Here is a 13370-nt window from a genome sequence, read left to right as displayed (position 1 = left end):
CAGGGGGCGGGGAGGAGAGGGGCCCCAGCCCGGGCCCCCAGCCCCTCTCGCCGTCACGGGGGAGGGCCCGGGCTGAGAGGGCTCGCTATCCCCCGAATCGGCCTCGCCCCATCTGCTCCCGCACCGTCACCACCTCCGGGCTCACCAACCCCCGCCGCTGCCAGTTCGCGCCGTCGACCACCAGGGTGTGCCCGGTGATGAAGCGGGCGTAGGGCGAGGCCAGGAAGGTCGCGGCCCAGCCCAGTTCGCGCGGGGCGCCGACGCGCAGGGCGGGCTGGTGCGATCCCAACTCCCGCCGCTGAATGCCTGGTTCACGTTCCTCCGTGGTCGCGGCCCGGTCGAGGTTGCCGCGGATGTCGGCGGTCATGTCCTCGTGCGGCATCAGACCCGGGACCAGGCCGTTGACCTGGATTCCGTACGGGCCCCACTCCACCGCCAGGCTCTCGACGAGGCTCTTCACGCCCGCCTTTGCCGCCGCGCTATGCGCGAAGCCGGGGCCGCCCGTCCACGCGTACGACGCCCCGATGTTGATGACGGAGCCGGGCGTGCCCGTCGCGAGATGGCGGCGGGCGAACTCCCGCGTCATGAAGAACGTTCCGTTCAGCGTGATGTCCACGACCGAGCGCCAGGCGTTCGGGGACATGTCCTCGGCGGGCACGGGGAAGTTCGCCGCCGCGTTGTTCACCAGGACGTCGGGCAGGCCGTAGGCCTCCTGTGCGGCGTCGAAGACTTCGGCGACGCGGTCCGGGTCCCGGATGTCGCACGGGGTGGCCGCCACCCGCCCGCCGAGGCCCGCGAGCTCGTCCCGCGCGGCCTTCAGGCGCTCCTCCTTGCGGCCGGCGATGACGAGATCCGCCCCGAGCCGTGCGAACTCCGTGGCGATCGCCTTGCCGAGGCCACTGCCGCCGCCGGTCACGAGGACGACTGATCCGTCGTACGTCCCCTCGGGCAGGGCGCTCGTGCCGGCCGGGGCGGGGGCAGGGAGGCCCGGCAGCATGCTTTCGCTTGCATCGTCCGTCATGGGCGCATCGATACCGCGGAACGCTTCAAAGCTCCATGCCCGTAGGGAGACTTCATGTCGGCGTCCCTCCCGCTTGCTCTCCGTCGTGACCACCTTCATGGAGACCGCCCCGCCGAACCTGCGGGATTGACAATCAAGTTTGCCGATACTGCAATAGAGAGATGACAGCGACAGAGAACGATGACGACGGCGCAAATCTCGACGGCGTGCTCGCCGAGGTGGGCCCCCGCCTGCGGAGAATCCGCAAGGAGCGGGGCGCGACGCTCGCGGGCCTCGCCGAGGTCACCGGGATCTCCGTGAGCACCCTCTCGCGCCTGGAGTCCGGCCGGCGCAAGCCCAGCCTCGAACTTCTGCTCCCCATCGCGCGCGCCCACCAGGTCCCCCTGGACGAGCTGGTCGGCGCCCCGCCCGTCGGCGACCCGCGGGTACGGGCCAAGCCGATCGTCCGGCACGGCCGCACGATGGTCCCGCTGACCCGCCAGCCCGGCGGTCTCCAGGCGTACAAGGTGTTCGAACCCCAGCGGTCCTCGGAGCCCGACCTCAAGACCCACGAGGGATACGAGTGGCTGTATGTGCTGTCCGGCCGGCTGCGGCTCGTGCTCGCCGACCACGACGTGGTCCTCACGGCGGGCGAGGCCGCGGAGTTCGACACCCGGCTGCCGCACTGGTTCGGGTCCACGGGGGAAGGGTCCGCGGAATTCCTCAGCCTGTTCGGGCCGCAGGGCGAGCGGATGCACGTACGGGCGCGGCCCTCCCGGCAGAAGAGCGAAACGGACTGACGAGACGGTTCCCCTGCCTGCAAGCGACCGCTTAGTATGCGACGGAGCCCGGTCTACGAAAGCCCCGTGGAGGCCCCGCATGCAGGCATGGCAAGTGCACCAGAACGGCGAGCCGAGCGCGGTGATGCGCCTCGAAGACGTGGACCGGCCGGTGCCCGGCGAAGGACAGCTGCTCCTCAAGGTCCGCGCCGCCAACATCAACTTCCCGGACGCCCTGCTCTGCCGCGGGCAGTACCAGGTCACGCCCCCGCTGCCGTTCACGCCCGGCGTGGAGATCTGCGGCGAGACCGAGGACGGGCGGCGCGTGATCGCCAACCCCGCCCTTCCGTACGGCGGCTTCGCCGAGTACGCGCTCGCCGACGCCGCGGCCGTACTGCCCGCGCCCGACGCCCTGGACGACGCCGAGGCCGCCGCGCTGCACATCGGCTATCAGACCGGCTGGTTCGGCCTGCACCGCCGCGCGCACCTCCAGGAGGGCGAGACCCTCCTGGTGCACGCGGCCGCAGGCGGCGTCGGCAGCGCCGCCGTCCAGCTCGGCAAGGCGGCGGGCGCCAAGGTCATCGGCGTCGTCGGCGGCGCGGCGAAGGCCGAGGTCGCGCGGGAACTCGGCTGCGACCTGGTCATCGACCGGCGCACGGAGAACGTCATCGGCGCGGTCAAGGAAGCCACCGGCGGCCGTGGCGCCGATGTCGTCTACGACCCCGTGGGCGGTGACGCGTACACACAGTCCACGAAGTGCGTCGCCTTCGAGGGGCGGATCATCGTCGTCGGCTTCGCGAGCGGCGTCATCCCGACGCCCGCGCTCAACCACGCCCTGGTCAAGAACTACGCGGTCCTCGGCCTGCACTGGGGCCTCTACAACACCAAGGACCCCCAGGCGATCCTCCGCTGCCACGAGGAGCTCACCCAGCTCGCGGCCAAGGGCGCCATCAAGCCGCTGATCAGCGAGCGCGTGCCGTTGAGCGACGCGGCCGCCGCCGTCCAGCGGGTCGCGGACGGCGTCACCACGGGCCGGGTGGCCGTGGTCCCCGGGGGAGGCGACGCATGACGGATGCCGACGAACTGCGCAGCCGTACCCAGGAGTTCCTCGCCGCGAATCCTCCCGCCACGACGGAACGCCCGGCCTTCCTGAAGGCCCGCTTCGACGCGGGACTCGCCTGGGTGCACTACCCGGAGGGCCTCGGCGGGATCGGCGCCCCGCGTTCCCTGCAGGCCGTCGTGGACGCCGAGCTGGAGGCCGCGGGCGCGCCCGACAACGACCCGCGCCGCATCGGCATCGGCCTCGGCATGGCCGCGCCGACCATCCTGCGCTTCGGCACCGAGGAGCAGAAGCGCAGCTTCCTGCGTCCGCTGTGGGTCGGCGACGAGGTGTGGTGCCAGCTGTTCAGCGAGCCCGGCGCCGGGTCCGACCTCGCCGCCCTGGGCACACGAGCCGTCCGTGACGGCGACACGTGGGTCGTCAACGGGCAGAAGGTGTGGACGTCCGGCGCGCACGCCGCCCGCTGGGCCATCCTCATCGCCCGCACCGACCCCGAGGTGCCCAAGCACCGCGGCATCACCTACTTCGTCTGCGACATGACCGACCCGGGCGTCGAGGTGCGGCCGCTGCGGCAGATCACCGGCGAGGCCGAGTTCAACGAGGTCTTCCTCACCGACGTACGCATCCCTGACGCGCACCGCCTGGGTGAGATCGGCGACGGCTGGAAGGTCGCGCAGACCACCCTCATGAACGAGCGCGTGTCCATCGGCGGCAGCCGCATCCCGCGGGAGGGCGGCATGATCGGCCCGGTCGTCGAGGCCTGGCGCGACCGCCCCGAGCTGCGCACGCACGATCTGCACCAGCGGCTCCTCAAGCTGTGGGTCGAGGCCGAGGTCGCCCGGGTCACCGGAGAGCGTCTGCGCCAGCAGCTCGTCGCGGGGCAGCCGGGCCCGGAGGGCTCGGGCATGAAGCTCGGGTTCGCCCGTCTGAACCAGGAGATCAGCGGCCTGGAGGTGGAGCTCCTGGGTGAGGAGGGGCTGCTGTACGAGGACTGGACGATGCGGCGGCCCGCGAAGGTCGACTTCGTCGGCCGTGACGCGGGCTACCGCTATCTGCGGGCCAAGGGCAACAGCATCGAGGGCGGCACGAGCGAAGTGCTGCTCAACATCGTCGCCGAGCGCGTGCTCGGACTGCCCTCCGAGCCGCGCACCGACAAGGACGTCGCCTGGAAGGACCTCGCCCGATGAGTACGCAGCCCGCACAGATCTCGCAGCCCGCCCAGCGCGACCTGCTGTACTCCGAAGAGGAGGAGGCGCTGCGCTCGGTGGTGCGCGGCCTGCTGGCCGACCACTGCGACGCCACCGCCGTGCTCGCCCGCACCGAGTCCGCCGAGCCGCACGACCGCGAGCTGTGGAAGGCACTCACGGACGGCATGGGCCTCGCGGGCCTGCTCGTGCCCGAGGCCCTCGGCGGTCAGGGCGCCACGCACCGCGAAGCCGCCGTCGTCCTGGAGGAGTTGGGCCGCGCGGTGGCGCCCGTGCCCTACCTGACCAGCGCCGTCATCGCGACCGAGACGCTGCTGGCCTGCGACGGCGAGGCGGCGGGGGAACTCCTCGGCGCGCTCGCCTCGGGACGCACGGTCGGCGTGCTCGCCGTGCCCCTGACCACCGCTCCCGGCGGCGCCCTGCCCGACGTACGTGTGGCGGGCGGCGCCCTGCACGGGAGTGTCACCGGGGTCGCCGACGCCGTCGCCGCCGACGTGTTTCTCGTCCCGACGGGCGCCGGGCTGTACGCGGTGGACGCGCAAGACGCAGGCGTGAGCGTCGCGCCGCAGACCTCGCTCGACCTGACACGGCCGCTCGCCACGGTCACCTTCGAGGGGGCACGCGCGCGCGTGGTCGGTCCCGAGGCCGGACCCGCGGTACGGCACGGTCTGCGGGCGGGGGCAGGGCTGCTTGCGTCCGAGCAACTGGGCCTCGCCGACTGGTGCTTGACCGAGACGGTCCGTCACACGAAGGAGCGGCACCAGTTCAACCGGCCCGTCGGGTCCTTCCAGGCGCTCAAGCACCGGCTGGCCCAGCTCTGGCTGGAGGTGGTCAACCTCCGCGCCGCCGCCCGCAACGCGGCCGACACCCTCGCCGCCGAGGACGAGGACGCCGATGTCGCGGCGGCTCTCGCGCAGGCCTACGCGTCACCGGCCACGGTGCACATCGCCGAGGAGGCGCTCCAGCTGCACGGCGGCATCGGCATGACGTGGGAGCACCCCGTCCACCTCTACCTCAAGCGGGCCAAGGCCGACTCGATCGCGCTCGGCACGGTGGGGCGCCACCGGGAGGAGCTGGCCGCGCGCGTGCATCTGCCGGCTCCCTGACCCCTCTCGGCGGCCCGCGCACCGTGATCCACTCGGTATGGACCGCACGTTTTACCCACCCATTACATGAGGCATAATTGCGACCCGTTCGCAATAACGTTTGATTTTCAGTAGGGGTGTGGAGCATGAGGGCCCGATCGATACGGGGTACGGGCGCGGTAGCGGCGGCCGCCTCACTGGCGGTCGCCGCATCGGCCTGTTCGGCGCCGGGCGACGGCAAGAACGCGGGCGGCGCCAAGGACTCCGCGGTCGTCGGCATCGCGTACGAGCCGGACACCCTGAGCCCGCTCCTCGGCTACGGCAAGGACGGCAACTCCAAGATCTTCGACGGTCTGCTCACGCACGACGTCGACATGAAGCTGAAGCCGGCCCTCGCGGCCGAGCTGCCCGAGGTCGGCGACGACGGCAAGACCTACACCTTCAAGCTGCGCAAGGGCGTCAAGTTCAGCGACGGCAAGCCCTTCACGTCCAAGGACGTCGTCTTCACGTACGAGACGATCCTCGACAAGAAGACGAACAACGCCGCCAAGACCGAGCTCGACGCCGTCAAGAACGTCGAGGCCAAGGGCGACGACACCGTCGTCTTCCACCTCAAGTACCCCTACGCGCCGTTCGCCGAGCGCACCGTCCTGCCGATCGCGCCCGAGCACATAGCGGGCAAGCAGGACGTCAACACCGGTGAGTTCACCACCGAGCCGGTCGGCACGGGCCCCTACAAGCTCGTGAAGTGGTCCAAGGGCGAGAAGCTCACCTTCAAGGCCAACCCCGGCTACTGGGGCGGCGCGCCGAAGGTCAAGAACTTCACCATGGCGATCATCAAGGACGACGACATCCGCGCCACCCGGCTCGACGCCGGTGAGCTCGACGGCGCGATCCTGCCGCCCAACCTCGCCAAGAAGTATGAGAGCGACGGCAACAAGAAGTCGTACGCCGCCACGACCTTCGACTACCGCGTGGTGACCCTGCCCACCGGCAACAAGGTCGCCGGGGACACCGACATCCGGCGCGCCCTGGACACCGGCGTCGACCGCAAGGCCATGGTCGACTCGATCCTGGACGGCGCGGGCAAGGAGGCCTACGGGCCGGTCCCGACGGACAGCCCGTGGTTCACCAAGGGCACGGAGCGCAAGCACGACCTCGCCCAGGCGAAGAAGATCCTCGACAAGGCGGGCTGGAAGCCGGGCAAGGACGGCATCCGCGAGAAGGACGGCGTCCAGGCGAAGTTCCCGCTCTGGTACCTCTCCGGCGACAAGCTCCGCCAGGACCACGCCCTCGCCTACGCCTCCGACGCCAAGAAGATCGGCATCAAGGTGCAGGTGCAGGCAGGTACGTGGGAGGTCATCCAGCCGCGCATGCCCAAGGACGCGGTCCTCGCGGGCGGCGGCTCCCCGGCCGACCCGGACTTCGACCAGTACACCCTCCTGAAGTCCTCGCTCGCCGGTGACGGCTTCAACAACATGGCCCACTACGACAACCCCAAGGTCGACAAGGCCCTCGACGAGGCCCGCGAGAGCGGCGACCACGCCAAGCGGCAGGCCGCGTACGACACCATCCAGCGCGAGCTGGTGAAGAACCCGGGCTACACCTTCCTCACCCACATCGACCACCTCTACGTCGTCGACAAGCGCTTCGGCGACCTGACCACCCAGATCGAGCCGCACGACCACGGCCTCGCGTCCGGTCCGTGGTGGAACGTCGAGGACTGGCAGCCGAAGCAGTGATCACCGCGCTCCGGAAGCTCCCCTGGGGGCCGATGGCGCGCATGACGGGACGGCGGGCCCTGTTCGCCGTCCCGGTCCTGCTCGCCGTGACCTTCGGCGTCTTCGCCATCGCCGCCGCGTCCCCCTTCGACCCCGTCAAGGCGTACGCGGGCACGGCCGGGCTCACCGCGTCGCAGGAGAACCTCGACCAGCTGCGCCGCAACCTCGGCGTCGACCAGCCGCTCACACAGCGCTGGTGGGACTGGCTGACGTCGGCCGTGCACGGCGACCTCGGCGATTCGAGCACCCTGCGCCAGCCCGTCTCCGACGTCATCGGAGAACGCATCGGCTGGTCCGTGCTGCTCGCCGCCACCGCGTTCCTCCTCGCGATCCTCGTCGGCACCACGCTCGGTGTCCTCGCCGCGCGCCGCCCCGGCGGCTGGCTCGACCGTGCCGTGACCTCGCTCGCATACACCCTCGAAGCCGCCCCGCCGTTCTGGATCGGCCTGCTCGCCGTCTGGCTGTTCGCCCTGAAGCTCGGGGTGCTGCCGTCCGGCGGGCTCACGGACACCGCCAGTTCGGTCGTCACCGCCGGGCAGGTCGCGAGCCATCTCGTGCTGCCCGCCGCCGTCCTGGCTATCTCGCAGCTCCCGTGGTTCGTGCTCTACGTACGCCAAGGGGTCGGCGACGCGCTCGGCGACGACCCCGTCCGCGGCGCACGCGCGCGTGGCCTCGCGGAACGGACCGTCCTGCTCGGGCACGCGCTGCGCTCGGGCATGCTGCCGGTGCTCACACTGATCGGCTCCCGCGTGCCCGAACTGATCACCGGGGCGCTCCTGGTGGAGACCGTCTTCAGCTGGCCCGGCATCGCCGCGGCCACCGTGTCCGCCGCGACCGCCGTGGACTTCCCGCTGCTCGCCGCGCTCACCGTCCTCGCCACGGCCGCGGTGCTCCTCGGCAACCTCCTGGCCGACCTGCTGTACGGCCTCGCCGACCCGAGGGTGGGATTCGATGGCTGAGACGACGACCTGGCGCGCCTCCCTAGGGAGCGCCTCGAAGACTCGCTCCACGCGCGCGTGGCGGGTGCGTTCCTCAGCGGTGATCGTCGCCGCGGTGGTCCTCGCCGTCCTCGTCGTGCCACCGCTGGTCAACCTCGACGAACAGGCCGTCGACCTGGCGGCCAAGCTGCGACCGCCCTCCTGGGAGCACCCCTTCGGCACCGACGACGTGGGCCGCGACCTGCTTCTGCGCTGTGTGTACGGGCTGCGGGTCTCGCTCCTCGTGGGCGTGGTGGCGGCCGTCGTCGCGACCGTCATCGGCACCGCAGTGGGCGCGCTCGCCGCCGCGTCGGGCGGCTGGGTCGACCGGATCGTGATGCGGCTCGTGGACGTCTTCTCGTCCGTGCCGCACCTGCTGCTCGGCATCTTCATCGTGGCGATGTTCCGGCCGGGTGTCTGGCCGGTGGTCGTCTCGGTGGCGCTCACCCACTGGCTGTCCACGGCTCGCATCGTGCGCGCCGAGGTGCTCTCGCTGCGGTCACGCCCGTACGTCGACGCGGCCATCTCCGGCGGTGCGTCGCGGATGCGCGTGACCGTGCGCCACCTGCTGCCCGGCGTACTCCCGCAGGCCGGACTCGCCGCCGTCCTGATGGTGCCGCACGCCATCTGGCACGAGTCCGCGCTGTCCTTCCTCGGCCTCGGACTGCCCACCCACCAGGCGAGCCTGGGCACCCTCGTGCAGAGCGCGCGCGGCTCGCTCCTCGCCGGGGACTGGTGGCCGACACTCTTCCCCGGCCTGTTCATCATCGTGCCCACCCTGGCGATCGCGGGCCTCGCGGGCGCCTGGCGGGAACGGATCAACCCCCGGCGCCGATCGGAGCTGATGCTGTGACTCCCGTGCTCTCCGTGCAGGGCCTTTCTGTACGTTTCCGCATGCGCGGCGACACCTTCGTCTCCGCCGTCACCGACGCCCACTTCGACCTCGCGGCGGGGGAGTGCCTCGCCCTCGTCGGCGAGAGCGGCTGCGGCAAGTCCGTGCTCGCCTCGGCGCTGCTCGGGCTCCTTCCGCAGAACGCGGAGACCGCCGGGTCCGCGCTCATCGGCGACGTCGACCTGCTGACCGCCGACGAGCGCACCCTGGCCCGCACGGTCCGCGGACGGCGCGTAGGCCTCGTGCCGCAGAGCCCGGCCGCGCACCTGACCCCGGTGCGCACCGTCCGCGCCCAGCTGGAGGAGACCCTGCGGGAGCTTGCGGACGTGCGCCGCCCGCAGCTGCGCAAGGCCGCCGAGGACGCCGCCGAGCGCGCAGCGTTCCCCGCCGGACACCTGGACCGCTACCCGCACGAACTCTCCGGCGGGCTCGCCCAGCGCGCCGCCACCGCGCTCGCGCTCATCGGCGACGCGCCGCTGCTGCTCGCCGACGAACCGACGACGGGCCTCGACCGCGACCTCGTCGACCGCACGGTGGACGAACTGCGCAAGCACGTCGGCGAGGACCGCGCGCTGCTCCTGATCACCCACGACCTGGCCGCCGCCGAGCGCATCGCGGACCGCGTCGCCGTGATGTACGCGAGCCGCATCGTCGAACTCGCCGACGCCGAGGACTTCTTCGGCACCCCGGGACCCCGACACCCCTACGCCCGCGGCCTCCTGAACGCTCTCCCCGAGCGGGAGTTCACGCCGATCCCCGGCATGCCGCCCGAACTCTCCGCGCTGCCGCAGGGATGCGCGTTCGCCGCGCGCTGCGCCGGGGCGGACGAGACCTGCGAGACCGTGCCGCGCGCCGTGGCCGGGGTCGCCTGCCACCACCCCCGTACGGCGGCCGTGCTGGAGGCACCCCGTGCTTGAACTCCTGTCGATCACCGCCGGATACGACCGCCGCGCCCCCGTCATGCGCGGCGTGGACCTCACCCTTGAGCCCGGCGCCTCCGTCGGCCTCCTCGGCCCCAGCGGCTGCGGCAAGTCGACCCTGGCCCGGGTTGCCGCGCTGCTGCACAAGCCCGACGCGGGCCGCGTCGTCATCGACGGCGAGCCCGCCCGCGGCTGGCGGCACCGCGCGCCCCGCGCCCAGCGGACCGCCTTCGGTGTCGTCTTCCAGCAGCCCCGCCTCTCCGCCGACCCGCGCCTCACCCTCACGGACCTGATCGCCGAGCCGCTGCGGGCGACCGGGCGTGGAAGCGAAGCCACAGCGCGGGTACGGGAGTTGGCGGCCACCGTCGGCCTCGGCGAGGATCTCCTGGGCCGCAGGCCGCACGAGGTCAGCGACGGCCAGTTGCAGCGTGCCTGCCTGGCCCGCGCTCTGGTGCTCCGCCCCCGCTGGCTGATCTGCGACGAGATGACGGCGATGCTCGACGCCTCGACGACGGCGGCACTCGTGCACGCCGTGGAGGAGTACCGGCGGGAGAACGACGCGGGACTGCTCGCGGTCGGCCACGACCGGGTGCTCCTCGAGCGGTGGTGCGAGCGGACCGTCCACTGGACCGAACTGGTGGGGGAGACCCCACGGGAGGCCCTGCGGGACGCGTGATGCGTTCGCGGTGAACGCGGGGCGTCGATAGCGCCAACTCCCGTCGCCAAGGGGTTTCTTGACGCGAGCATGGCCTCATACTCACTGAGGCCCGCCCGTCGTCCTCATGCCCTTTCCGGGAGTCCTCGTGGCACTCATCACCCGTCGTAGAGCCCTCACCATCGGTGCCGCACTCGCCGGCACCGCGGCTGTCCCCGCGTACGCCCAGGCAAGCGAGCGAGGGCACCACCCCCGCCCTCTGGTCCGCGCCCACGCGCACAACGACTACGAGCACCCCCGGCCTCTGCTCGACGCGCTCGACCACCGCTTCGGCAGCGTCGAGGCCGACATCTACCTCGTCGACGGACAGCTCCTGGTCGCGCACGACCCGATCGACCTCGACCCCGCCCGCACCCTCGAATCGCTCTACCTGGACCCCCTGGCGGCCCGCGTCCGCGCCCACCACGGCTCCGTGTACCGCGGCTACCACCGCACCCCCTTCCAGCTCCTCGTCGACATCAAGACCGAGGGCGCGGCGACCTACCTGGAACTCGACCGGCACCTGCGGCGCTACCGGCACCTGTTCACCACGTACTCCCACGGCAAGGTGCGCCGCGGTCCCGTGACCGCGGTGATATCCGGCGACCGGGCCGCCCGCGCGCCCATGGAGGCCCAGCGCGTGCGCCGCGCCTTCTACGACGGCCGCCTCGCCGACCTGGGCAGCGCGGCGCCCGCCTCGCTCATCCCGCTGATCAGCGACAACTGGACGCTCAACTTCAGCTGGCAGGGCGTGGGCGCGATCCCCGCAGCCGAGCGCGCCAAGCTGCGCGGCATCGTCTCGACCGCGCACAAGCGCGGCCAGCGGGTCCGTTTCTGGGCGACGCCCGACCTGGCGGGTCCGGCGCGCGACGCGGTGTGGGGCGAGCTCCTCGCCGCCGGTGTCGACCACTTGAACACGGACGACCTGGCGGGCCTCGAGGCCTTCCTCGACGCCCACGGGCAGTAGGCCCCGGCCCGGCCGAAGCAACGTCCCGGCACATAACACCCGTTCGGAGGACATGCCGGTCGCCCGGACGGTCCCTCCGCTGCGCCACACTCGGCCCAAAGCCGCGATGTTGACGTGGCGGAGGAGGTTGTCCCCATGGCCGTCTCGGTCTCTGTGGTGCTGCTGCTCGTGATCCTGGCAGTGGTCTTTCTGCGCAACGGCGCACTGAAGTTCTCGCACGCGGTGGTGTGTGCGCTGCTCGGCTTCTATCTGGCGAGTTCGAGCATGGCGCCGACCATCCACAACGGGGTCACGGCGGCCGCGGACATCGTCAGCGGCCTGCAGCCCTGACCGTCCCGCCATGGTCATTGCGTGTTCATGAACAACTGTCACGTTTCCATGGACACTTCAAGGCGCTGCCCCTAGCTTCGGCCCATGCCGCGTCGCAGAACCCTCAGCAGTGCCCTCGCCCTGACCGCTTTCACGGTCTCGGCCGCGTCCTTCGCACCCGCCGCCCAGGCGGACGACATACCGAAGGCGCCGGGCCACCGGCTCGTCGACCAGTACACCGGCGCTCCCGCCGACGCCCGCCCGCTGCCCGGCGAACAGCCGCCCCAGCACCCGTACATGGCCGCCAACGGCCGCAGCGGGATGCACGCGGACGCGGCGGGCAGCGGCACGTACCCCTGGAACGGGCCCCTGGGGAAGAAGCCCCGGGTCAGCAGCGAGAAGATGGCGGCGCTCGGGGGTGAGTGCGCCACCGTCACCTTCGACAAGGCCGGCCGCATCGTCACCGTCTGCGGCACGTTCACCGGCTTCCTGGTCAAGCTGCTCGACCCGGACTCGATGGCCACGCTCGCCGAGTACAAGCTCCCGCAGCGTCCCTCCACCGTCGAGGCCATCACACGCCTGGACTTCTCCAAGATCTTCAAGGACACATCGGGCGGCGCCTACTCCTACCTCGACGACGAGGACCGGCTCGTCCTCGCCGACTCCCGGCAGCACATCATCAGGCTCGCGCACGAGCAGACGGCGGACGGCAGTTGGCGCTTCGTCGTCGACAAGGACTGGGACCTGACGGCACACGTCCCGCATGACTGCGTGTCCTGGTCGAATCTCTACCCGAGCGGCGAATGCGACCCGGTCACGTCGGTGATGCCCGACTGGGAGGGCCGCATCTGGTGGGTGACCCGGCAGGGCCGCGTCGGCACCGTGGACCCCAAGTCCGGTGACGTCCGCTCCGTCCGCCTCGAAGGCGAGGAGATCCAGAACTCCTTCTCCGTCGCCGAGGACGGCGTGTCGATCGTCTCCGACCACGCGCTCTACAGCTTCCGGGCCGCCGCGGACGGCACCCCGAAGGCCGTCTGGCGCCAGACGTACGACCGGGGCACGGGCACCAAGCCCGGCTCGGTCAACCAGGGTTCGGGTACCACCCCCGACCTCTTCGGCCGGGGCGACGACGACTACGTGGCGATCACCGACAACGCCGACGACCGCATGAACGTCCTCGTCTACCGCAGGGGCGCGGACATCGCCGACGACAAGCGGCTCGTCTGCAAGGTCCCCGTCTTCCGCTCCGGCGCGTCCACCACCGACAACTCGCTGATCACCTGGGGCAACAGCCTCGTCGTCGAGAACAACTACGGCTACGAGAACATCACCTCGCTCACCTTCGGGCGCAGCGTCGTCGGCGGCGTCAGCAGGATCGACGTACGCGACGACGGCAGTGGCTGCGACATGGTGTGGGAGAGCGACGTCCGCGCTCCGTCGAACGTGCCCAAACTGTCCACCGCCAACGGACTCCTGTACTTCTACACGAAGGAGCCGAACAGCCTCGGCGTCGACGCCTGGTACCTGACCGCCGTCGACTTCCGCACCGGCGAGACCAAGTGGAAGCGCCTCGCCGGCACGGGCATCGCGTACGACAACAACTGGGCCCCGGTCACCCTGGGCCCGGACGGCACGGCGTACGTGGGCGTGTTCAACGGCCTGGTGGCGGTGCGGGACACCGAGTGAGGGCGTCCCGCACCG

13 protein-coding genes are annotated in these 13370 nt (G+C 71.5%); 12 read left to right on the top strand and 1 reads right to left on the bottom strand.

Features of this window, described 5'->3' with window-relative positions; genetic code table 11:
* Positions 1 to 85: 85 nt before the first annotated feature.
* On the bottom strand, positions 86 to 1021 hold the full coding sequence (locus AB0I66_RS04070; protein WP_363206102.1) for an SDR family oxidoreductase: 936 nt from the start codon (positions 1019 to 1021) through the stop codon (positions 86 to 88).
* A 161-nt stretch (positions 1022 to 1182) separates the two neighbouring features.
* Here AB0I66_RS04070 and AB0I66_RS04065 point away from each other — a divergent pair, with 161 nt between their 5' ends.
* The 12 genes from AB0I66_RS04065 (at position 1183) to AB0I66_RS04010 (ending at position 13355) form a co-directional block, all read left to right on the top strand.
* Entirely contained in the window at positions 1183 to 1800 is a 618-nt protein-coding gene (locus AB0I66_RS04065) for an XRE family transcriptional regulator (RefSeq protein ID WP_363206101.1), read from the top strand.
* A gap of 79 nt (positions 1801 to 1879) precedes the next feature.
* Complete coding sequence (locus AB0I66_RS04060; RefSeq protein ID WP_363206100.1) at positions 1880 to 2848, top strand: NADPH:quinone oxidoreductase family protein; 969 nt, start codon at positions 1880 to 1882, stop codon at positions 2846 to 2848.
* Entirely contained in the window at positions 2845 to 4026 is a 1182-nt protein-coding gene (locus tag AB0I66_RS04055; protein WP_363206099.1) for an acyl-CoA dehydrogenase family protein, read from the top strand. The genes AB0I66_RS04060 and AB0I66_RS04055 overlap by 4 nt, the downstream gene beginning before the upstream one ends.
* Positions 4023 to 5150 (top strand): acyl-CoA dehydrogenase family protein, encoded by a 1128-nt coding sequence (locus tag AB0I66_RS04050; protein WP_363206098.1) that lies wholly within the window; start codon positions 4023 to 4025, stop codon positions 5148 to 5150. Before AB0I66_RS04055 ends, AB0I66_RS04050 begins: the two co-directional genes overlap by 4 nt.
* Positions 5151 to 5275: 125 nt before the next feature.
* Entirely contained in the window at positions 5276 to 6871 is a 1596-nt protein-coding gene (locus AB0I66_RS04045) for an ABC transporter substrate-binding protein (RefSeq protein ID WP_363206097.1), read from the top strand.
* 32 nt (positions 6872 to 6903) lie between these two features.
* Positions 6904 to 7869, top strand: coding sequence for an ABC transporter permease (locus AB0I66_RS04040; protein WP_363206096.1), 966 nt, complete (start codon positions 6904 to 6906; stop codon positions 7867 to 7869).
* Complete coding sequence (locus AB0I66_RS04035; protein WP_363206095.1) at positions 7862 to 8740, top strand: ABC transporter permease; 879 nt, start codon at positions 7862 to 7864, stop codon at positions 8738 to 8740. Before AB0I66_RS04040 ends, AB0I66_RS04035 begins: the two co-directional genes overlap by 8 nt.
* A gap of 41 nt (positions 8741 to 8781) precedes the next feature.
* Entirely contained in the window at positions 8782 to 9696 is a 915-nt protein-coding gene (locus tag AB0I66_RS04030; RefSeq protein ID WP_363206675.1) for an ABC transporter ATP-binding protein, read from the top strand.
* Positions 9689 to 10375 (top strand): ATP-binding cassette domain-containing protein, encoded by a 687-nt coding sequence (locus tag AB0I66_RS04025; RefSeq protein ID WP_363206094.1) that lies wholly within the window; start codon positions 9689 to 9691, stop codon positions 10373 to 10375. Before AB0I66_RS04030 ends, AB0I66_RS04025 begins: the two co-directional genes overlap by 8 nt.
* 127 nt (positions 10376 to 10502) lie before the next feature.
* Positions 10503 to 11360 carry a phosphatidylinositol-specific phospholipase C/glycerophosphodiester phosphodiesterase family protein gene (locus tag AB0I66_RS04020; RefSeq protein ID WP_363206093.1) on the top strand — a complete coding sequence of 286 codons (858 nt, stop codon included), beginning with the start codon at positions 10503 to 10505 and terminating at the stop codon, positions 11358 to 11360.
* A gap of 135 nt (positions 11361 to 11495) precedes the next feature.
* Entirely contained in the window at positions 11496 to 11690 is a 195-nt protein-coding gene (locus AB0I66_RS04015) for a hypothetical protein (protein ID WP_363206092.1), read from the top strand.
* 84 nt (positions 11691 to 11774) lie between these two features.
* Positions 11775 to 13355 (top strand): hypothetical protein, encoded by a 1581-nt coding sequence (locus AB0I66_RS04010; RefSeq protein WP_363206091.1) that lies wholly within the window; start codon positions 11775 to 11777, stop codon positions 13353 to 13355.
* Positions 13356 to 13370: the final 15 nt, after the last annotated feature.

Origin of the sequence: Streptomyces sp. NPDC050439 (genome assembly GCF_040655335.1) — a bacterium.
Taxonomy (GTDB): Bacteria; Actinomycetota; Actinomycetes; order Streptomycetales; family Streptomycetaceae; genus Streptomyces.
This window is presented reverse-complemented; position numbering and strand designations above follow the sequence as displayed.